The following is a 19,789-nucleotide window of genomic DNA, read 5'->3' as shown; positions in this document are numbered from 1 at the left end:
AAAAGAAAACTCCCCACCAACTTTCGTTAATGAGGAGTGTAGATATTAGCTTAATTAATAACAAATAACAATCAGCTGTCCTATATAGGAGCCACTCGTGAGAAACAAGTATTGAGAACTGGTAAATGCATTGTTGCGTAGTTATCGTAGCACCATTGTTTCAAACGTTTTACCTCAAATGGCATTAACATGCGAATCGCCTTTCTCAATTCTTTTTCAAATAGTCTTCGATCGAAGCTAACTTTTTGCAGAATAATTTTTATGTATTCAAGCATCGAGGCCATATCATTACGTAATTTTGGTTTAGGGAAGGTCAATCAATGACCGGACGTAGCAATTGCTATTAAAGATAACGAATTATATTAATGAAATTATATGCGTTATTGTATATTTTTTTGTGTTATTCTGGTATCGCTTTTTGCCAGGGTTTAAATGAATCTGCAACAATTGAGCTTGGCCCGAAAAATTTGTCAATCGACCAACCTTTTACGATTTCCGTAGTTTTAAGAGATGCTGAAAACCGGCCTGCTGTTTTGTTTCCGGAGATAAAAGACCTGGAAAAGCGTAGCAAATCTGCTACCAGCTCAATAAGTACGGTAGACGGGAAGAAAGTGGTCATCCAGACTATCACGCAGGAATATTACGCTTCAAAGCCCGGCAACTATCTGATTCCTGAATTCACAATCACTGTAAATGGGCATGGTCTCCACTCTGCGGAAACCATGGCCGTATTTGCACTTGGCGAAGCTGCTACAATCACTCAGAGAGAGGCGTCACTTGAAGCGCAGGGGAACGACTTTCAATCTATAAACGAAGCAGTATTTCTTTCTGTTCTGACTGACAAGAAAACTGTATTTATCAGGGAGGGGTTTGCGCTGCGCATTTCGCTTTATATAGCAGAAAATGCGCCTGTTGAGATGGAATTTTACAGGTTTAATATCCAGCTCCAATCCATCCTGAAAACCTTGCGTCCTGCGAATTGCTGGGAGGAGAATGTAGGAATTGAGGAAATTGTTAAAAGAAAAATCAAAATAAAAGGGAAAAACTACACCGAGTACAACATGTACCAGGCCAGGCTATTTCCTATTACGACTGAGAATATTGTGTTTCCCAGTATCAAGCTGGATATGTTAGTAACTGATAACTCGGCCGCAGTGAATGTTGAAAAGAAGGTGGTCAGGACTTTCCGCTCCAAGGCGATGATCGTGAATGTAAAGCAACTGCCTGAACATCCACTCCGGGATCAGGTAGCAGTTGGGCAATATACACTGAGAGAAACGCTTTCGTCGACACTGGTATATCCCGGGGAAAGCATCCGTTATATGTTTAAGGTCGAGGGAATCGGAAATATTGCGGCTATTCCAGCTCCCGCAGTGCAGGGAAATTCGAATTTTGATATATATCCGCCGGAAGTCAGTCAGATTATAAAGCGAAGTTACCAGAACGTAACGGGAGAAAAGACTTTTGACTACTTTGTTGTGCCCCGGAAAGATGGTACTTTTCCGCTTGGAAGATATTTTCAATGGGTGTTTTTCAATTCGCAGAAGGCAGCATACGACACGTTGCGGTCGGAAAAGTCGCTGGAAGTAAAAGGAGAAGATTATAAGCTGGCTAATTTGTCATTAACCGGATCTTCCGGCCTGTACGATAATATCGAGAACCTCGACAGCAGTAAAAGAGGTTTCGATTACAAAAAGATATTAAGAGAAATTACGAATGCAGTTGTGATTGTATTGTTGATCACGCTGATTTGGGTATTTAGAAAGTAAACTGATGGGAAGCACTTACGGAAAGATTTTTAAGATATCGACCTTCGGCGAATCGCACGGAGTGGGTATCGGAGTTATAATTGAGGGTTGCCCAGCCGGGCTCGAATTTGACGCTGATTTCATTCAGAGTGAACTCACAAGACGCAAGCCCGGGCAATCGAGGATTACCACGCAGCGCAAAGAAGCTGATGAATATGAGGTAATGTCGGGTGTATTCGAAGGAAAAACAACCGGTACACCCATCGCTTTGATCATTAGAAACGAAGATCAGCGCAGCAAGGACTATTCTCACATTGCAACGCAATACCGCCCGTCACACGCCGATTTTACATACCAGGAGAAATATGGCGTAAGAGATTATCGCGGAGGTGGCCGGAGTTCCGCCCGTGAAACTGCGGCGCGGGTTGCGGCGGGTGCTGTGGCTAAATTGTTACTTAGGAAAATCGGTATTGAAATTACCGGGTATGTGTCGCAGGTTGGCGGGATGAAATTGGGAAAACCCTACCAGGAGCTGGACCTCCGCAAAGCGGAAGAGAATGCAGTTCGTTGCCCTGATCCTGAAATGGCTGAACAGATGTTCGATTACATTGACAGCGTCAGGAAATCGGGCGACTCCGTAGGTGGGGTTGTGAGCTGTGTGATTACCAGTACGCCGGTAGGTCTGGGAGAACCGGTTTTCGACAAGCTGCATGCAGAATTGGGAAAAGCAATGCTAAGTATTAATGCTGTCAAAGGGTTTGAATATGGTAGCGGCTTTGAAGGAGTGAATTTGCTCGGCTCCGAGCATAATGATGCATTCTATACCGATGAAACCGGTGCTGTTCGTACCCGTACCAATCATTCCGGCGGGGTGCAGGGTGGGATTTCAAATGGTCAGGATATTTATTTCAATGTCGCATTCAAGCCGGTTGCGACTATCATGCAGGATCAGGAGAGTCTGGACCAGGATGGGAATATTGTGGTGGTTCAGGGAAAGGGAAGGCACGATCCGTGCGTTGTACCAAGAGCTGTGCCGATTGTAGAAGCGATGGCTGCATTAGTGTTGGCTGATTTCTATCTTCGGAATAAATCGAGCAAAATATAACATTGTTATAACCGGTGCCTTTTGCGACGCTGATTCAAACTTAATACCAGCCAGATCGTACCGATAAATTCAATGGCAAGTCCGCCGAGGATTACGGGGTTACTCATTTCAGCCTTTGAAGAATGTAAGAACGCGCCGGTTAACACAACCAGCATCCCGGCGAGCAAAATAAGTCCGGCATTTGTGAGACTAAGCTTCACCAGCAATATGTTTCGTTCGACATTAAAAACCAGCATGGAGATCTATTATCTAATATAGAAAGATTGATTGATATTTAAATAGTTAAGAAACAAAAAATGGCTCGCGAGGAGCCATTTTTTGTTTCTTATTAAAATAATTAGTCTTAGATAACCTGGCTTTTTCCTGGTACAGCCACAGGATACAGACCATCTGCGCCTGGAAGGATTTTCGGCGAAGCGTCCCATGCAAGTTTATCAGGGAACAGGTTAATATCGGAGTTAAGTGCTTCTTTCCAGGTAACCATTTTACCGGAATAAGTTGCCATACGTCCCATAATTGCAGTCATCGTACTTTTTGCTCCGTTTTCAGCGTCCGCAAATTTGTATTCCCCTTTTGCAATAGCGGCGAATAGTTCGTCGTGCTCTACCTGATAAGGGTTTTTGTCAGCTTTACCATCGTGTTGATAAATAACGCCTCCTTTGTAGTCTTTCAAAACTGCCTTGTTTCCTTCAAAGCTGTCAATGCGGCCTTTTGTTCCTACAAATGCCTCATCAACCCGGTTCCACGTTCCTTCGAACTGGCGGCACTGGCTTGAAATAACAGTTCCGTCAGCATAAATAAGGTCCAAAGTATGGTGATCGTAAATCTCACCATAAGCTTTACCAGTACGCACCTGGCGACCGCCTGTTCCTTGAATTTCTACCGGATAAGCTCTTTTAACCCAGTTTGCAACGTCGATATTGTGTACGTGCTGCTCAGAAATGTGATCTCCGCACAACCAGTTGAAGTAATACCAGTTTCTCATTTGGTATTCCATTTCCGTTTGGTTAGGCTTGCGCTCCTTCATCCAGGGGCTGCTTCCTACCCAATATACCTGGCCGCCTACTACATCGCCAATCGCGCCGTCGTGGATCCTTTTGATCGCCTCGATATAATTCGCCTGGTAGTGTCTTTGCAGACCGACTACCACGTTCAATTTCTTCTTTTTCGCTTCTTCCGCTATTTCAAGCACTTTACGAATTCCGGGAGCGTCAGTTGCTACCGGTTTTTCCATAAAAATATGCTTATCGTTTTTCACAGCCTCCTCAAAGTGTAAAGGTCTGAAACCCGGAGGAGTAGCAAGTATAACTACGTCAACGTCTTTCAGCGCAATTGCTTTTTTGAATGCATCAAAACCGACAAATTTGCGATCCTCAGGAACATCGATCTTCAATTTCGTGTCAACGATCTTTCCAGTTGCGTCCTTGTATTTTTTTGAAGTCAAATTCTTGTAAGCATCATCCAGGCGATCTTTGAATGCGTCCGCCATTGCTACAATCTGTACATTTTGAGAAGTACTCAATGCCTGCGCAGCAGCACCGGAACCTCTTCCTCCGCAACCTATCAGCGCGACTTTGATTGTTTCGTTTACAGAACTATTGAAACCATATCCTGTGAGGGGATTCAATAGCGCACCGCCCGCGAAGAGGCCAGATGCTTTCAAGAAATTACGTCGGTTTTGTTCCATTCTTTAAGAGATTAAGAGTTTTAAGTTGATCAATAGTCTTCAATCAGTGCAGGGCTGTAATAAGCCTTGATTTCTTCCGGTGAAGGTGTTTTCAAAGGTCTTACAACCCTGAATCCAACGAAAGACGCACTTGTGAGCCACCATTCGCTTTTCGGCAATTGCGGATCAAGTATTTTCCAGTCTGCTTTTGAAGGGATTCGCGCAGCACTTCTCAAATCAGTCGGCTCGTCATCCCAGGATCCGCCTCTAACTGAATTCGGGTAAAGCTCGGTTACGGGCGCAAATTTTTCACCAGCAGGCTTTTTAGCATAATAGTCAGGAATATATTGGTCTAGGGTCCACTCCATTACATTTCCATGCATATCGTGAAGTCCAAATGCGTTTGGTTTTTTCTGTCCGATCTTTTTGTAAGCAGCGTCACTATTGCCACGGAACCAGGCATATTCACCCAGTTTAGAAGCGTCGTCTCCAAAAGAATAGGCTGTTTTAGAACCGGCCCGGGCCGCATATTCCCATTCTGCTTCTGTCGGCAAACGATAGAAGATCCCGGTTTTTTCATAAAGCCATTTACAAAAATGGATAGCAGCATATTGCGTCATATTGATCGCAGGATAGCCGGCTCTTCCCATTCCGAAGGACATATCTACGTAAGGCGGGCTTGGGCGCGTGCTCGCATCCGTTTTTTGAACTGATTTGTCAGGATCAGGGTGGCGGGCTGCCATTTCCTTTTCCATATTTTTAAAAGAATACAGATCGTAAATGTCCCAGATCACTTCGGTTTTCCCCATCCAGAATGGTTCGATTTTTACTTTGTGCTGTGGACCTTCATCGGCCCTGCGGCCTTTTTCTGCGGCGGGGCTGCCCATCATAAATTCGCCGCCCGGAATAGCGACCATTTCATAGATTTGGGGACTGCCACCAATTTTTTGTGTGTAATTTTTGAAGTTTGCATCCTGGGCAAGCGCATTAAAACAAAAAAGAAGCGTTGAGAGTAAGAAAAGAGATTGTTTAGACATAATAATAAAACGGGTCGGTTGGTACCATCTAACTGAATATAAGTGGCAATATTAGCCTATTTACCCAATGAAAACGAATTTTTTCTAAGTTGTTTGATATCTGTCCTAACTTTGCAGACTTCGAATTTTAGCATTCATTATGAATTACCTTTCAGCAGAAAACATAGCAAAATCATTTGGTGACAAATGGTTATTCAGGAACATCAGTTTTGGTATTAGCAGGGGAGACAAAGTGGCTCTGATCGGAACGAACGGAACCGGGAAAACTACATTCCTGAACATACTTACAGGAAAAATGCCGCCTGACGAAGGCGAAGTTGGTTTCAGGAAAGATATCCGCATTGGTTATCTGGACCAGAGCCCTGCATTTGACGAAAGTCTGCCGGTGCTGGAAGTCATTTTTTCTTCTAATAACCCCGTAGCCCAGGTTGTGAAACGTTACGAACACGCGATCGAAACGGATAACCACGACGAGCTTGCCGAGGTAATGGAAGATATGGACAAGTACAATGCTTGGGATTTTGAATACCGGACGAAAGAGGTTTTGGGCAGATTAGGTATTCACCATACGGATAACGCGTTTGGGACACTTTCTGGTGGACAGAAAAAACGGGTCGCGATGGCGAAGGTACTTCTGGAAGATCCCGACCTGCTGATCCTCGATGAGCCGACCAACCATTTGGACCTCGATACGGTGGAGTGGCTGGAAAATTATCTGAATACCTCCAATACCACATTACTGGTAGTGACGCACGACAGGTACTTTCTAGATACGGTCTGTAACCAGGTACTCGAACTCGATCACGGTTCTGCCTATTCTTATAAGGGTAACTATTCGTATTTTCTGGAAAAAAAGGCAGAGCGGGAAGAACTGGAAGCGGCCGGCATTGACAAAGCCAGAAATTTAATGCGAAAGGAACTGGACTGGATCAGAAGACAGCCCAAAGCAAGGGGAACGAAGGCGAAATACCGCGTCGATGCTTTTGAAGAACTGAAAGAGAAAGCAAGCCAGAAGAAGTTTGATACCAAATTGGAACTGAATGTTCGTACGTCCAGATTAGGCAGTAAAATTATTGAGCTGGAACACGTGAGCAAAGGTTTTGGCGAGCGCCAGCTGATCGACGATTTTGAATATACATTCAGAAAAGGTGACCGGATCGGGATCGTGGGTAAGAATGGAATGGGCAAATCCACGCTGCTGAATATGATTACCGGCGAATTACCTCCTGATAAAGGCCAGATCGTAAAAGGTGAAACCGTGCAGTTTGGTTACTACAAGCAGACTGACCTCGCATTTAATGAGAACCAGCGGGTTATAGATATTGTAAAAGATGTGGCCGAAGTCGTGCAGCTTGGAACCGGCGAAACAGTGACGGTAGGCAAATTGCTCGAAGCATTTCTGTTCTCGCCTTCCAAACAATATGATTTCATTTCCAAGCTGAGCGGTGGGGAGAAACGGCGGTTGCAATTGCTTCTGATCCTCATCAAACAACCCAACTTCCTGATCCTCGATGAACCGACCAACGATCTTGATATTGCGAGCTTGAATGTATTGGAAGATTTCCTGATGAATTTTCCAGGCTGTCTGATCATCGTTTCCCACGACAGGTACTTCCTCGACAGGCTGGTAGAGCACATTTTTGTTTTTGAAGGTGAAGGTAAGATCAGCGATTTCCCAGGAAACTATACAGAGCTGCGCGATTACCAGGATGAACAGGAATCTGATAAGAAAACCAGTTCATCAGTGGCTAATAAATTACCTGTAAATACTGCCCCGGCTCCGGTGGCTGAAAAAGTAGCTGCACCTGTTGTTCAAACCGCAAATGCGCCGGCAAAGAAAAAGCTGAGCTATAAGGAGCAGAAAGAAATGGAGCAGCTGGAAGCTGATATCGCAAAAATGGAAGAAAGGAAGGCGGTTTTGGTAAAAAAATTGAATAGCGGCGGAACGCACGACGAGCTGGCAAGTTGGTCAAAGGAAATTGAGCAGCTTACAGATGGCCAGGCGGAGAAGGAAATGCGCTGGCTTGAGCTATCGGAAAATGCTTAGATTTGGCCGGTAATGTTCTTTGCCAGCTACCCCTCAATCGTTTAATATCTGAACTATGACTTCAATCACCGAGTTTTTCCAGTATATACTTAATTCAGAAGAAATCATCCGTACCGGCGGACTGCTGGTAATCACATTTATCGTCTTTGCCGAGAATGGGCTGTTTTTCGCCTTTTTTCTCCCGGGCGATTACCTGGTTTTTCTGGCCGGTGTATTCTGCGGAACCGGGATTCTGGATGTGCCGATCGGCATTTTACTGTTGTGTATGTTCACTGCCGCGGTATTGGGCTCTCTGGTAGGTTATATTTTTGGTAAATATTTTGGGGATATCTTTGAAAACAGGCCGGATTCATTCTTCTTTAAAAAGAAACATATTGATACTACGCGGAAGTACTTCGAAAAGTACGGAAGCCGCACCCTCATCATCAGCAGATTTTTGCCGGTGGTCAGGACTTTTGCTCCTATCCTGGCCGGGCTCGTGAAAATGTCCTTTCCTTCTTTTCTGTTAAATAATGTAGCAGGAGGAGTAATCTGGATCGGTACGCTCACTGGCGGCGGGTTTTTGTTCGGCGAAAGGTTTCCGTGGATTGTTGACTATGTGCAATATATCATTCTCTTCTTCCTTGCAATCACCACATTTACAGTGATCAAGGGATATTTGAATGCAAGAAAAGAAATGGGGTGAGTCTTAGATTCAACCCTATTCTTCTTCTCTAAACCAGCCTGAATATATAATGTAGTTATTGGCAGTTCTGTCGATAGCTGCATTCAATTCTGGGGAAACGTCTTTCAGATATTTCGCCGGATTTCCTGCATAAATCGTCCCCGGCGGTACTTTGGTACCCTGCGTCACGATCGCCCCGGCGGCTACAATAGAACCTTCACCAATTACAGCCCCATCCATCACGATCGCGCCCATCCCGATCAGCACGTGATCTTCGATCGTGCAACCATGAACGATCGCATTGTGAGCGATGGACACGTAATTACCGATCGTGGTCGCGAATCGCTGGTAAGTACAGTGTATAACTGCCCCGTCCTGCACATTGGAATGGTGGCCGATACGAATACTGTTCACATCGCCGCGTATCACTGCATTGAACCAAACTGTACAATTTTCTCCCAAAACCACATCACCGACGATTGTTGCATTCTCTGCAAACCAGCAACTATCGTCATAAGCAGGCTGAAATCCACGGACCGATTTTATAAGTGCCATATTTATTTTAAGAATTGCGTAATGAATAAGGCGGTTTTTTAGTTGAAGAACCGGTAACTTTTTCAGCCATTAATTTCTGATTTCGCTCAAAATTGTCACCAAAAAATAAATATATTCGTTTTGTATTAAAATTTCAGCCGGGAGTATGTCTGCAAGTATGAATGTCGCAAAAGGTAGCCTGTTGATTGCAAAACCTTTTTTGGGGGACCCCAATTTCGAAAGGGGGGTTATTCTGATGTGCGAGCACAATGAGCAAGGAAGTTTTGGATTTGTGCTGAACCAGACTACCGAACTATATCTAGGCGACGTACTCGAAGAAACCATTTACCAGGATATCACGCTTCACCTGGGCGGACCGGTCGAGAAAAACACACTGCATTTTATTCATCGCCGGCCCGATCTGATTCACGGCGGGGCGGAAATTATGCAGGGTGTATATTGGGGCGGAGATTTTACGAGTGTGAAAACCCTGTTGAATATCAATACCTTGGGTCAGGAAGATATCCGGTTTTTTATCGGCTATTCAGGTTGGGGCGGCGGGCAGCTGGACGATGAGCTCGAACAAGATTCATGGATTATCACCAATACGACCTCCGATTTTCTGTTTTCTACGCCACCGGGGAACTTCTGGCGCGAAGTATTGCGCAATATGGGAGGCGAATACAAGTCAATCGCGCATTACCCGATAGACCCGCGGTTGAACTAAAAGCTCATTAATTGGGCTGATCCATTCCTGTTACAGATTCGTAATCCGACTTAATTCTGCTTACTTCCTTTGTCAGAAAGTATTGCAGCTCTTCATTAAATACTTTTTTGTCACTCTCCGAAAGAGAATCGTATAATTCTTTCAGCTCCTGATTAATGCTGGCCCTTTCTTCTGCCGAGGCTGCATTCATCGAACGGATATGGAATCTCTTGAAATCGTAATTGGGCATAAAACAGGATCTTGAAATTATCGCATAAACTTACCGAACGAGAAAATCCGGACAAACGTTTACGATCAATATGAAAACGAATATTTAAAATGCCAAGATCCGTCTTTTTTTTATTACTGACTTTCATCCTTCTTGCAATAGATTTTTATGTTTTGCAAGGTTTGAGATTCGCGATCCGCAATCTTTCTCCCGTCACGCAACGCTGGATCGGAGGTGCCTACTGGGCTTTTACGCTGCTTACACTTTTGGCTTATGTGGGAATGCAGCTGCTGCCGGCCGATTATTTCAAAAGTTCTACCCGGACTTTCGTGGTCGCATTCATTGCGATACCTTATCTGTCGAAACTACTGGCAGTATTGATATTGCTGGTGGATGATGTTCGCCGCTTTTTGCAGTGGATAGTGAGCTATTTCTTTCCCTCCGCAGCCACCATTTCACCCGAAACCGGCGAGCCGACCATTCCACGTTCACAATTTTTGGCAACCACCGCAGTAGTGGCGGGGACTGGATTAATGGGCACGTTTGCATTCGGGATTTTGTCGGGCGCCCACGATTACCGCATTCGGCGGGTAAAGGTGCCTTTGAAGAATTTGCCGCGCGCTTTTCATGGAATCAAAATTGCACAATTGTCAGATATTCACTCGGGAAGTTTTTTCAATAAAACTGCGGTGAAAGGTGGCGTGGAAATGTTGATGAAGGAAAAACCGGATATCGCTTTCTTTACAGGCGACCTCGTTAACGACCGGGCAAAAGAAGTACAGGATTATATTTCCATATTCGATAAAGTGAAGGCGCCGCTGGGCGTACATTCCATTCTTGGAAACCACGATTACGGTGACTATTTTCAATGGCCTGACATTAATGCAAAAAACAATAACCTGGCCGACTTGCAAAGGGCGCACAAGCTTTTAGGCTGGAATCTGATGCTGGATGAAAATCGCGCGATCCGCGTCGACGGAGAGGAAATCGGGTTGATCGGCATTCAGAACTGGGGCGCGGGGAATTTTGCCAAATACGGAAATCTTGCTAAAGCATACCAGAATACAGCCGACTATCCGGTGAAAATATTGCTTTCACACGATCCCAGCCACTGGGACCAGCAGGTTTTGCCACAATACAAAGACATCGACCTTGCCCTGGCCGGCCATACACACGGAATGCAGTTTGGTGTCGAGATCGGGAAATTGAAATGGAGCCCGGTACAATACAGGTACAAACGCTGGGCTGGTTTATATGAACAAAATGAGCAGTTTTTGTATGTAAACCGCGGTTTTGGCTACCTAGGCTACCCTGGAAGAGTGGGTATTTTGCCTGAAATCACTATCTTGGAGTTAGTAAAAGCATAATATTTGCGAATGCAGTCGGATGCTATACGGTATTTTGTATTCGCTACGTTGAATAAGTGACATTGTGTTGACTAATATAAAAATGATGAAGAAAATCACTCCCTGGCTTCTGATACTCGGCCTGACATTTGGCTTCTCCGGCATTGAGCAACTCCATGCAAAGCCCGTTAATTCCAAGATGGAGCTGATGGGGAAAAAGAAAAAATTCAAGGGCTACAAAAAGCCCAAGTCAAAAAAGATACTGGGCATATTCAAGCGGAAAAGCGACTGCGGCTGCCCTAATCATTGATTCTTTCAGACTATCAAAATTTGTACATATTCAAGAGTAAGCATTGAGACCAATCGCAAAAAGATTCGGTCGGATTTGCTTACTTTTGTATTTTAAAACTAATCAACACGAACGTTTTCGGTCTCACTCGAATGAAAATTAACCTTCGAAACCAGGATAAATTTGAAAACCGTCACCACGGTAAGGATGCGCAGGAATTACAGGAAATGTTGAACAAGATAGGAGCTGCATCGCTGGACGAACTGATAGACCAGACGCTTCCTTCGGCAATACGCCTGCAAAAGCCGCTTAATCTTCCCAACCCAAAATCGGAACGGGAGTTTTTGGAAGGGATTAAAAGGATAGCCAGCAAGAATGCGGTTTTGAAATCGTATATCGGCACAGGCTACTATGATACTATTACGCCAAATGTAATTCTCCGCAATATCCTCGAAAATCCCGCTTGGTATACTGCTTATACGCCTTACCAGGCTGAAATTGCGCAAGGCAGACTTGAAATGCTGCTCAATTTTCAAACTGTTGTGACAGATTTGACCGGGATGGAGATTGCAAACGCGTCGCTCCTGGACGAAGCTACTGCGGCAGCTGAGGCGATGACAATGCTGCACAGCCTGCGTGCGGGCGGCAGAAAGAAAGCCAACACGTTTTTTGTCTCCGAGCTTTGTCACCCGCAAACGATCGACCTGATCTACACGCGCGCAAGGCCGATCGGCATTGAGGTAGTAGTGGGCGATCATGCAACTGTTGACCTGACAGACGAAAATATTTATGGTGTTTTGATTCAATATCCTGCTACAAATGGCGATGTAATCGATTACACCGACTTTATCAGTGCGGCTCACGAGCTAAATATCTCTGTTGCCGTCGCTGCCGATCTGTTGGCACTTGCACTTTTGAAATCCCCTGGAGAAATGGGAGCTGATGTAGTGGTAGGTTCTTCCCAACGTTTTGGTGTTCCGATGGGTTATGGCGGGCCGCACGCTGCATATTTCGCAACCAAAGAAGCTTTTAAAAGAAATATTCCCGGTCGTATTATTGGGGTATCGGTTGATGGAGAAGGAAATCGTGCGTTGAGAATGGCGCTGCAAACGCGTGAGCAACATATTCGCCGAGAGAAAGCGACTTCCAATATATGTACCGCACAGGTATTGCTGGCTGTAATTGCGGGCGCTTATGCGGTTTACCACGGACCAGAAGGTATCAGGACGATCGCTTCACGCGTGCACGGTCTTGCTACTTTGTTTGTAGATACGATCAAGAAATTCCATTACGAAGTTGTTACAACTGAGTTTTTCGATACAGTAACGATCAAAACGCCGCTGACCAGAAAAGTGCGTGAGCAGGCATTGAAGTATGGTATCAATTTGCGTTATAATAAAGATGAAAGTGTGACAGTCGCATTCGACGAAGCAAAGAGTTTCGACGATGTAATTTCGCTTTTGAATGTATTTGCAGAAGTGTCTGGTTTTCAGGGTGAAATGGTAATTGATGAAGAGTTGGAGTTTTCGTTTCCGGAAAATCTTACCCGTACATCTGAATACCTGACACACCCGATATTTAATACCCACCACACGGAGCACGAAATGCTGCGTTACCTGAAATCACTGGAAAACAAAGATTTGTCTCTGGTTCATTCCATGATTTCGCTTGGTAGCTGCACGATGAAACTGAATGCGACTGCGGAAATGATCCCGCTTACCTGGCCGGAGTTTGGTGAAATTCACCCTTTTGCACCGACTAATCAGGTAGGAGGATATGCGCAGCTTGTAAGTGAATTGAATATCTGGCTTTGCGAGATCACAGGTTTTGCGGCGATGTCGTTTCAGCCTAATTCAGGCGCACAAGGTGAATATGCTGGTTTGATGGCAATTCGCGCTTATCACGCGAGCAGGGGAGAAGAGCACAGAAATGTGGCGTTGATCCCTTCATCTGCTCACGGAACCAACCCAGCATCTGCGGTAATGGCAGGAATGAAGGTGGTGGTAACAAAATGCGATGAGCGTGGAAATATTGATGTGGCCGACCTGAGAGCGAAAGCCGAACAATATAGCAATGATCTTTCCTGCTTAATGGTAACTTATCCTTCCACGCACGGTGTGTACGAAGAAAGTATCATTGAGATCTGTGAAATGATCCATTCGCACGGTGGCCAGGTTTACATGGACGGCGCTAATATGAATGCACAGGTTGGATTAACTAGTCCTGCTACGATTGGTGCGGACGTTTGTCACCTGAATCTGCACAAAACGTTCTGTATTCCTCACGGTGGCGGCGGACCTGGTGTTGGCCCGATCGGAGTTGCCGAGCACTTGATGCCTTTCTTGCCAGGACACGTCAATTTCAATATCCAGGGAGAACATCTTCCTAACGGAGAAGCAGGAGCAGTTTCCGCTGCGCCTTACGGCAGCGCGAGCATCCTGACTATTTCTTATGCATATATTGCGATGATGGGCGGAGAAGGTTTGACCAATGCTACCAAATATGCAATCCTGAATGCAAATTATATCAAGGAGCGTTTGAGCGGGTATTTCGATGTTCTTTATACAGGTACAAACGGGCGCTGCGCCCATGAGATGATCCTCGATTGCCGGTCGTTTAAAGCGGCTGGTGTAGAAGCAGAGGATCTTGCAAAACGTCTGATGGACTACGGTTTCCATTCACCCACATTATCTTTCCCGGTGGCTGGTACTTTGATGATCGAGCCTACCGAATCTGAATCGAAGGCTGAGCTGGACCGCTTTTGTGACGCGATGATCTCGATCAGAAAAGAAATCCAGGAGATCGAAGATGGTACCGTGGATCGTTCAGATAACGTGCTTAAAAATGCGCCGCACACTTCCCGCGTATTGTTAAGCGAAGATTGGGCGAGATCTTACAGCCGTGAAAAAGCTGCATTCCCGCTTCCTTATCTACGTTTCAACAAGTTCTGGCCAAGTGTGAGCCGCGTCGATAGTGCATACGGTGACCGTAACCTGATCTGCTCTTGCATTCCTGTTGAAGCTTACTCCGAGGTTGAGTAAATTGATAGCTCTTATAATGAAAACGGGCGGCGCTGAAGTTCAGCGCCGCCCGTTTTTTAATGTCTCAATTAAAATACTAAAAGTGTCTTTCTCCGATTTCTCGTTTACCAAGCATCACAGCTCCTACCATCGCCACAAGTAGCAAAATCGAAGCCAGCTCGAACGGAAGCAGATATTCCCGGAAAAGTATATGTCCAAGATTTTCTATCATACCAACCTGAGAATCAAAATTTTCTGGATTGAAAGCAGGAATTGCGCTTTTGCGGTAGGCTCCAAAAAGAATCACAAATACAGTCCCGCCGACAATCGTCGCTGCAATTTTAGCAATGTTGGTCTTGGCTTCTTCATTATCCTGCTTCATATTCAAAAACATGATCACAAATAGAAAGAGTACCATGATTGCCCCCGCATAGACGATAATATTTACGGCTGCCAAAAACTGCGCATTCAATAAGATATAGTGGCCGGATAATGTAAAAAAGGCCAGAATCAGATAAAGAACACTGTGAATAGGGTTACGCGATACTACCACCATCACTGCGCTGAGGATGGTGAGAAAGGACAAGAAATAGAAAAACGATACAGTTGAATTCATAGTAGTAGTGCTGCCGGACAGCCTGGTTTCTTTTCAGGGGATAGCTCTTGGGACAACATTAGTAGATTCGCCGCTCGCTCTTTTAGCGTCCAGCGCACGTGCCTCTTCCTTCGTCCAGGCTTCGCGTGTATAACGGTTTGTCATATCTTCAACAAGCAGATCTTTACCCCAGATCACCTGGTCACGTTCCGTAAAAACAGGAACAAATTCGTCGTGACGAAGGTATACTGCCTGTTTCGGGCAAGCTTCTTCACAAAGTCCGCAGAAAATGCACCGAAGCATATTCACTTCGTAAACCGCTGCATATTTTTCTTCCCGGTATAAGTTTTCCTCTCCTTTTTCTCTCTCGGCAGCCACCATTTGAATAGCTTCCGCAGGACAAGCCACAGCACAAAGCCCGCACGCCGTACAGCGCTCGCGACCATCTTCATCTCTTTTCAGAATATGTCTGCCCCTGAATACCGGCCCCAGGTATCTCTTTACTTCTGGGTATTCGATAGTTACTTTTTTAGCGAAAAAGTGCTTAATGGTAATTGCCAAACCCGTCGCAATTGCCGGGATATAGGCGCGTTCCATCAGCGTCATTTCTTTATTGCTAACCTGTTTGGAGCGATTTGTCAATTGCATAGCAATGTATTTTTATATTAGTTCAACCAGGCTGTAATCACCGGCTTAAGAAAAAGCACAGCAGCACCTGTGATGATAATGTTGAAAATGGCCAGAGGTATCAATTTTTTCCAGCCCAGGTTCATCAATTGGTCATAACGGAAACGCGGGATTGTCCAGCGTACCCACATATAGAAGAATATGAAGAACAACGCTTTTCCAAAGAATACAGCAGTTCCGATCAATGTAGCAATATTATGACCGGTTTCCGAACCTAATGCGCCCGTCAGCTGGCTGTAAACCCAATCCATTCCGGGATAGTTATAACCGCCGAAGTACAGCACTGAGATAATTGCCGACGAAATGAACATGTTGATGTATTCAGCAAACAGATAGAAACCCAGCTTCATACTTCCATATTCTGTGTGATATCCGCCTACGAGCTCAGTTTCGCATTCAGGTAAGTCAAAAGGAACACGGTTACATTCTGCGAATGAGCAGGTAATGAAGATCAAAAATCCGAGCGGCTGGTAGAAGATATTCCAGTTCATCCCGTGCTGCTGAGCCACGATCTCTCCCAATGAAAGGGAACTGCTCATCATTAATATGGCGATCAGAGAAAGCCCCATTGCTACTTCATAACTGATATTCTGAGAAGCCGCGCGGATCGCACCAAGCAGGGAGAATTTGTTATTAGAAGCCCAGCCCCCAACCATTATTCCATAAACTCCCAGTGCTACCACACCGAAAACGTAAAGAATCCCAATATTCGATTCCACGCCTTGGAGGACAATTTCGTGCCCATTTATCCGGAAAGTACTCCCAAAAGGAATTACTGCACTTGCCAGCAAAGCAGTGAGCATTGCCAAGCTTGGCCCAGCGATAAAAAGCCACTTATTTGCCAAAGCAGGGATAAAATCTTCCTTGAAAAACATCTTACCGGCATCAGCGAGCGGCTGCAATAAGCCTCCCCAGCCAGCGCGGTTAGGGCCCATCCTGTCCTGGATAAAGCCTGCAACCTTACGTTCTGCCCAGGTTGAATACATTGCAATAACCAGGGTGAGCACGAAAACAACGAATATCGTTGCGGTCTTAACTAGAAATTCGGTTAAATCCATTTATAAACAATTAATCAGCTTATCAGTTGTTTTTCGCCAGTAACGAACGGTGGTTCGCTTTGTCATTATTTTCAATGCTTTGTTGACGGATCGTATCTTCGTCAGTCACATAAGCGCGGTCATCGTCCACAGGTTTGTATTGTGAAGCTGCCAGTTTCAATGCAAAATCAGGTTTTTTAACAAGATCTGCGCGGTATTTGTTGGCAGAGATCACTGAGCTGCGTTTCACCTTAGTCGGACCTTCCAGTACCCAGTCGCTCGTTTTTTTCTTATCAAAACGGCAGGTGTTGCAAATGAAATCATTGACTTCACCCCAAGTGTTTTTGCGGGCAGTTACGCGTAGCACTTCATCTCCACGATACCACAAAGTCACTTTTCCACAACATTTATCACAATCCCGATGTGCGTCTTCCGGTTTGGTAAACCACACCCTTTGCTTGAAACGGAAAGTTTTATCGGTCAATGCACCTACCGGGCAAACGTCGATCACGTTACCTGAAAAGTCATTATCAATCGCTTTTTCAATGTAGGTACTGATCTCGGAAGCATCTCCGCGGTTCATTACACCGTGCACACGCTTGTCAGTAATTTGATCGGCCGTGTAAACGCAGCGGTAGCAAAGAATGCACCGTGTCATGTGCAGCTGCACGTGCGGGCCGATATCAATTTTATCAAAAGTTCTCCTTTCTTCCTCGTACCTGGTTTTAGCGGAACCGTGCTCAAATGCAAAATCCTGCAAATGGCATTCTCCCGCCTGATCGCATATCGGACAGTCCAGCGGGTGGTTAATCAGCAAAAATTCAACAATGCTTTTGCGCGTATCCAATACACCCTGATTGGTGGTATTTTCTACTACCATTCCTTCCTGAACCTGCGTAATGCACGAAGGAACCAGTTTTGGCATTGGCCGTGGGTCTTTGGCCGATCCCTGCGCCACCTTTACCAGACAAGCCCGGCATTTTCCTCCCGAGGCATTAAGCGGCTTATAATAGCACATTGCCGGCGGAACAAGCGCAGCCTGACTTTCATCGGCTTCCGCAATTTTCCGCGCAGCCTGCATGATCGTAGTACCAGGTTCCACCTCAACTTCAATGCCGTCGAAGGTAATTTTTACTAATTGGGGTTTTATATCTTCCATTCCAAACAATGTTCAAAAGTCTCGGTCAAAGCTGTTACGCCAGCTCCATTTCACCTCGGTAAACGGCCCCTGGTTGCGTAGCTTCGTGAGGGTTTGTTATATGCCAAACAAATTCGTCGCGGAAGTGACGTATCGCGCTGGCAACAGGCCAGGCAGCAGCATCTCCAAGCGGACAAATTGTATTTCCTTCAATCTTCTTTGAAATATCTACCAGCAAATCCACGTCGTGCATACTGCCGTGACCATGTTCAATGCGGTGCAGTACCTTTTCCATCCAGCCGGTACCTTCACGGCAGGGGCTACATTGGCCACACGATTCGTGGTGATAAAAGCGGGAGAAATTCCAGGTATTTCTGACGATACAGGCTGTTTCATCAAAAACAATAAAACCGCCTGAACCCAGCATGGTACCCGTCGCAAATCCGCCGTCGGAAAGTGACTCGTAGCTCATGAGCCTGTCTTCACCATTCGCGGTTTTCATGATCAGGTGGGCTGGCAAAATGGGTACGGAAGATCCGCCGGCCACCAATGCTTTCAAATGGTGTCCTTTTCTGATCCCGCCGCAGTATTCATCTGAATTCAAAAATTCTTCCACACTTACACCCAACTCAATTTCATATACACCGGGCTTCTCAATATGTCCCGAGGCAGAAATCAGCTTCGTGCCCGTGCTGCGACCAATACCGATTGCCGCATAAGCATCTCCACCATTATTGATAATCCACGACATATTGGCGATGGACTCCACGTTATTCACAACAGTTGGGCTTTGGTACAAGCCCTTCACTGCTGGAAATGGTGGCTTATTACGCGGGTTACCACGTTTTCCTTCCAGCGATTCCAGCAATGCCGTTTCTTCACCGCATATATATGCACCGCCGCCTGGTTGCACAATCAGTTCCAGATCATAACCGGAACCAAGAATGTTTTTGCCAAGAAAACCCTGTGCTTTTGCTTCTTCAATTGCTTTTTCAAGAATGCGGATCACGTACATCAGTTCACCACGTACGTAGATAAACGATTTGTTCGCGCCCAGGGCATAACTTGATATGATCATTCCCTCGATCAGCAAATGAGGGATCGATTTCATTAAATGGTGATCTTTGAATGTACCCGGCTCCGATTCATCCGCGTTGCAAACCAGATAGCGGGGAACACCTTCCGGTTTGGCCAGAAACCCCCATTTCATACCCATCGGAAAACCCGCGCCGCCTCTTCCTCTCACACCGGATTTCTTCGCCTCTTCCACCACCTCTTCGGGCGTCATGGTTTTAATAGCCTTTTCAACGGCGGTATAGCCACCTTGCTTCCGATATACATCGAAGGTTTCTATACCAGGTACATTGATGTGCTCCGTTAATATTTTCTTAGCCATTTTCAGGATACTATTTTAAGCCGAAAGCCTATTTGCTTAGATCTTCAATTATTTGGTCAACCTTATCATTGGTAAGGTTCATATAAAACTGCTCGCGGATCTGAAAAACGGGTCCCCAGCCACAAGCTGCCAGACATTCCACTTCTTTTAATGTAAAAAGTCCGTCGGCAGTAGTTTGTCCCGCTTCCACGCCCAGTTTTTGTTTCAAATGTCCGTATACATTTTCCCCGCCCATTAAGCAGCAAGGACCTGTCCTGCAATATTCGATCACATGCTTTCCAACCGGGTCGAGGTGGTACATGGTGTAAAATGAAGCGACCTCGTATACTTCAACAGGTTGAATGCTCAAAATGCCGGCGACATAATCCATAACCTCACTGCTCAGCCAGCCCCATTGTTCCTGTGCTACGTGCAAAACAGGTAAAAGGGCCGATTTTTGGCGGCCTTCCGGATAACGTGCAATGATTTCTTTTACTTTCTCAAGCCGCTCGGGTGTAAAGGCTACGAGATTGGGTGTTTCGGTCATTTCTTAAATGTAATCTGTT

The 19,789-nt window shown here is 45.5% G+C and carries 20 protein-coding genes; 8 read left to right on the top strand and 12 right to left on the bottom strand.

Going from position 1 to position 19,789, the window contains the following annotated elements; all coding sequences use genetic code 11:
• Positions 1 to 80: 80 nt before the first annotated feature.
• Entirely contained in the window at positions 81 to 284 is a 204-nt protein-coding gene (locus tag LZG94_RS20590) for a hypothetical protein (protein WP_229254738.1), read from the bottom strand.
• A 183-nt stretch (positions 285 to 467) separates the two neighbouring features.
• Here LZG94_RS20590 and LZG94_RS20585 point away from each other — a divergent pair, with 183 nt between their 5' ends.
• Both LZG94_RS20585 and aroC read left to right on the top strand, forming a co-directional pair.
• Positions 468 to 1,769 carry a BatD family protein gene (locus tag LZG94_RS20585; RefSeq protein WP_233793663.1) on the top strand — a complete coding sequence of 434 codons (1,302 nt, stop codon included), beginning with the start codon at positions 468 to 470 and terminating at the stop codon, positions 1,767 to 1,769.
• 4 nt (positions 1,770 to 1,773) lie between these two features.
• Positions 1,774 to 2,853: a chorismate synthase gene (gene aroC, locus LZG94_RS20580; protein WP_233793662.1), complete on the top strand. Its 1,080-nt coding sequence runs from the start codon at positions 1,774 to 1,776 to the stop codon at positions 2,851 to 2,853.
• Between the two features lie 5 nt (positions 2,854 to 2,858).
• Here the strand turns inward: aroC and LZG94_RS20575 are convergent, their stop codons facing one another.
• The 3 genes from LZG94_RS20575 to LZG94_RS20565 form a co-directional block, all read right to left on the bottom strand.
• Complete coding sequence (locus tag LZG94_RS20575; protein ID WP_233793661.1) at positions 2,859 to 3,089, bottom strand: hypothetical protein; 231 nt, start codon at positions 3,087 to 3,089, stop codon at positions 2,859 to 2,861.
• Between the two features lie 107 nt (positions 3,090 to 3,196).
• The gene (locus LZG94_RS20570) at positions 3,197 to 4,540 is read right to left on the bottom strand and encodes a Gfo/Idh/MocA family protein (protein WP_233793660.1); all 1,344 of its coding nucleotides are present in this window, start codon (positions 4,538 to 4,540) and stop codon (positions 3,197 to 3,199) included.
• Positions 4,541 to 4,569: 29 nt separating this feature from the next.
• On the bottom strand, positions 4,570 to 5,556 hold the full coding sequence (locus tag LZG94_RS20565; protein WP_233793659.1) for a formylglycine-generating enzyme family protein: 987 nt from the start codon (positions 5,554 to 5,556) through the stop codon (positions 4,570 to 4,572).
• Between the two features lie 139 nt (positions 5,557 to 5,695).
• On the opposite strand from LZG94_RS20565, the gene LZG94_RS20560 reads away from it, so the two are divergent.
• Both LZG94_RS20560 and LZG94_RS20555 read left to right on the top strand, forming a co-directional pair.
• Positions 5,696 to 7,603, top strand: coding sequence for an ABC-F family ATP-binding cassette domain-containing protein (locus LZG94_RS20560; protein ID WP_233793658.1), 1,908 nt, complete (start codon positions 5,696 to 5,698; stop codon positions 7,601 to 7,603).
• Between the two features lie 55 nt (positions 7,604 to 7,658).
• Positions 7,659 to 8,288 (top strand): DedA family protein, encoded by a 630-nt coding sequence (locus tag LZG94_RS20555; RefSeq protein WP_233793657.1) that lies wholly within the window; start codon positions 7,659 to 7,661, stop codon positions 8,286 to 8,288.
• A 15-nt stretch (positions 8,289 to 8,303) separates the two neighbouring features.
• Here LZG94_RS20555 and LZG94_RS20550 read toward each other — a convergent pair whose 3' ends face one another.
• Positions 8,304 to 8,822, bottom strand: a complete 519-nt coding sequence (locus tag LZG94_RS20550) for a gamma carbonic anhydrase family protein (RefSeq protein WP_233793656.1) — start codon at positions 8,820 to 8,822, stop codon at positions 8,304 to 8,306.
• A 145-nt stretch (positions 8,823 to 8,967) separates the two neighbouring features.
• On the opposite strand from LZG94_RS20550, the gene LZG94_RS20545 reads away from it, so the two are divergent.
• A complete protein-coding gene (locus tag LZG94_RS20545; protein ID WP_233793655.1) occupies positions 8,968 to 9,528 on the top strand; it encodes a YqgE/AlgH family protein in 561 nt (186 codons plus the stop codon).
• A 7-nt stretch (positions 9,529 to 9,535) separates the two neighbouring features.
• On the opposite strand, the gene LZG94_RS20540 is transcribed toward LZG94_RS20545, so the two are convergent.
• Positions 9,536 to 9,757 (bottom strand): hypothetical protein, encoded by a 222-nt coding sequence (locus LZG94_RS20540; protein ID WP_233793654.1) that lies wholly within the window; start codon positions 9,755 to 9,757, stop codon positions 9,536 to 9,538.
• 89 nt (positions 9,758 to 9,846) lie between these two features.
• On the opposite strand from LZG94_RS20540, the gene LZG94_RS20535 reads away from it, so the two are divergent.
• From LZG94_RS20535 to gcvP, 3 genes are all read left to right on the top strand, one after another.
• Positions 9,847 to 11,103, top strand: a complete 1,257-nt coding sequence (locus LZG94_RS20535; protein ID WP_233793653.1) for a metallophosphoesterase — start codon at positions 9,847 to 9,849, stop codon at positions 11,101 to 11,103.
• Between the two features lie 82 nt (positions 11,104 to 11,185).
• Positions 11,186 to 11,392 (top strand): hypothetical protein, encoded by a 207-nt coding sequence (locus LZG94_RS20530; RefSeq protein WP_229254736.1) that lies wholly within the window; start codon positions 11,186 to 11,188, stop codon positions 11,390 to 11,392.
• A gap of 131 nt (positions 11,393 to 11,523) precedes the next feature.
• The gene (gcvP, locus tag LZG94_RS20525) at positions 11,524 to 14,412 is read left to right on the top strand and encodes an aminomethyl-transferring glycine dehydrogenase (protein ID WP_233793652.1); all 2,889 of its coding nucleotides are present in this window, start codon (positions 11,524 to 11,526) and stop codon (positions 14,410 to 14,412) included.
• Positions 14,413 to 14,488: 76 nt separating this feature from the next.
• On the opposite strand, the gene LZG94_RS20520 is transcribed toward gcvP, so the two are convergent.
• From LZG94_RS20520 to nuoE, 6 genes are read right to left on the bottom strand one after another with little or no spacing between them, the layout of a single operon-like run.
• On the bottom strand, positions 14,489 to 15,007 hold the full coding sequence (locus tag LZG94_RS20520) for an NADH-quinone oxidoreductase subunit J (RefSeq protein WP_215234977.1): 519 nt from the start codon (positions 15,005 to 15,007) through the stop codon (positions 14,489 to 14,491).
• A 33-nt stretch (positions 15,008 to 15,040) separates the two neighbouring features.
• Positions 15,041 to 15,634: an NADH-quinone oxidoreductase subunit I gene (locus LZG94_RS20515; protein WP_215234976.1), complete on the bottom strand. Its 594-nt coding sequence runs from the start codon at positions 15,632 to 15,634 to the stop codon at positions 15,041 to 15,043.
• 17 nt (positions 15,635 to 15,651) lie between these two features.
• The gene (gene nuoH, locus LZG94_RS20510) at positions 15,652 to 16,731 is read right to left on the bottom strand and encodes an NADH-quinone oxidoreductase subunit NuoH (RefSeq protein ID WP_233793651.1); all 1,080 of its coding nucleotides are present in this window, start codon (positions 16,729 to 16,731) and stop codon (positions 15,652 to 15,654) included.
• Between the two features lie 22 nt (positions 16,732 to 16,753).
• Entirely contained in the window at positions 16,754 to 17,869 is a 1,116-nt protein-coding gene (locus LZG94_RS20505; protein WP_233793650.1) for a 2Fe-2S iron-sulfur cluster-binding protein, read from the bottom strand.
• Between the two features lie 34 nt (positions 17,870 to 17,903).
• Positions 17,904 to 19,244 (bottom strand): NADH-quinone oxidoreductase subunit NuoF, encoded by a 1,341-nt coding sequence (nuoF, locus tag LZG94_RS20500; protein ID WP_215234973.1) that lies wholly within the window; start codon positions 19,242 to 19,244, stop codon positions 17,904 to 17,906.
• Positions 19,245 to 19,272: 28 nt separating this feature from the next.
• Positions 19,273 to 19,770 carry an NAD(P)H-dependent oxidoreductase subunit E gene (gene nuoE, locus LZG94_RS20495; protein ID WP_233793649.1) on the bottom strand — a complete coding sequence of 166 codons (498 nt, stop codon included), beginning with the start codon at positions 19,768 to 19,770 and terminating at the stop codon, positions 19,273 to 19,275.
• Positions 19,771 to 19,789 lie beyond the last annotated feature (19 nt).

The sequence above is a fragment of the Dyadobacter sp. CY343 genome (assembly GCF_021390335.1).
GTDB lineage: Bacteria > Bacteroidota > Bacteroidia > Cytophagales > Spirosomataceae > Dyadobacter.
The sequence above is the reverse complement of the archived record's forward strand: the minus strand, read 5'-3'. Positions and strand labels throughout refer to the sequence as shown.

Bases quoted from the DNA above. Each gene is read 5' to 3' on its own strand.
- LZG94_RS20590 (WP_229254738.1), bottom strand. From the start codon at position 284: ATGGCCTCGATGCTTGAATACATAAAAATTATTCTGCAAAAAGTTAGC.
- LZG94_RS20565 (WP_233793659.1), bottom strand. From the start codon at position 5,556: ATGTCTAAACAATCTCTTTTCTTACTCTCAACGCTTCTTTTTTGTTTT.
- LZG94_RS20505 (WP_233793650.1), bottom strand. From the start codon at position 17,869: ATGGAAGATATAAAACCCCAATTAGTAAAAATTACCTTCGACGGCATT.
- LZG94_RS20545 (WP_233793655.1), top strand. From the start codon at position 8,968: ATGTCTGCAAGTATGAATGTCGCAAAAGGTAGCCTGTTGATTGCAAAA.
- LZG94_RS20560 (WP_233793658.1), top strand. From the start codon at position 5,696: ATGAATTACCTTTCAGCAGAAAACATAGCAAAATCATTTGGTGACAAA.
- LZG94_RS20535 (WP_233793653.1), top strand. From the start codon at position 9,847: ATGCCAAGATCCGTCTTTTTTTTATTACTGACTTTCATCCTTCTTGCA.
- LZG94_RS20515 (WP_215234976.1), bottom strand. From the start codon at position 15,634: ATGCAATTGACAAATCGCTCCAAACAGGTTAGCAATAAAGAAATGACG.
- LZG94_RS20530 (WP_229254736.1), top strand. From the start codon at position 11,186: ATGATGAAGAAAATCACTCCCTGGCTTCTGATACTCGGCCTGACATTT.
- nuoF (WP_215234973.1), bottom strand. From the start codon at position 19,244: ATGGCTAAGAAAATATTAACGGAGCACATCAATGTACCTGGTATAGAA.
- LZG94_RS20570 (WP_233793660.1), bottom strand. From the start codon at position 4,540: ATGGAACAAAACCGACGTAATTTCTTGAAAGCATCTGGCCTCTTCGCG.
- LZG94_RS20550 (WP_233793656.1), bottom strand. From the start codon at position 8,822: ATGGCACTTATAAAATCGGTCCGTGGATTTCAGCCTGCTTATGACGAT.
- aroC (WP_233793662.1), top strand. From the start codon at position 1,774: ATGGGAAGCACTTACGGAAAGATTTTTAAGATATCGACCTTCGGCGAA.
- LZG94_RS20575 (WP_233793661.1), bottom strand. From the start codon at position 3,089: ATGCTGGTTTTTAATGTCGAACGAAACATATTGCTGGTGAAGCTTAGT.
- LZG94_RS20520 (WP_215234977.1), bottom strand. From the start codon at position 15,007: ATGAATTCAACTGTATCGTTTTTCTATTTCTTGTCCTTTCTCACCATC.
- nuoE (WP_233793649.1), bottom strand. From the start codon at position 19,770: ATGACCGAAACACCCAATCTCGTAGCCTTTACACCCGAGCGGCTTGAG.
- gcvP (WP_233793652.1), top strand. From the start codon at position 11,524: ATGAAAATTAACCTTCGAAACCAGGATAAATTTGAAAACCGTCACCAC.
- nuoH (WP_233793651.1), bottom strand. From the start codon at position 16,731: ATGGATTTAACCGAATTTCTAGTTAAGACCGCAACGATATTCGTTGTT.
- LZG94_RS20540 (WP_233793654.1), bottom strand. From the start codon at position 9,757: ATGCCCAATTACGATTTCAAGAGATTCCATATCCGTTCGATGAATGCA.
- LZG94_RS20555 (WP_233793657.1), top strand. From the start codon at position 7,659: ATGACTTCAATCACCGAGTTTTTCCAGTATATACTTAATTCAGAAGAA.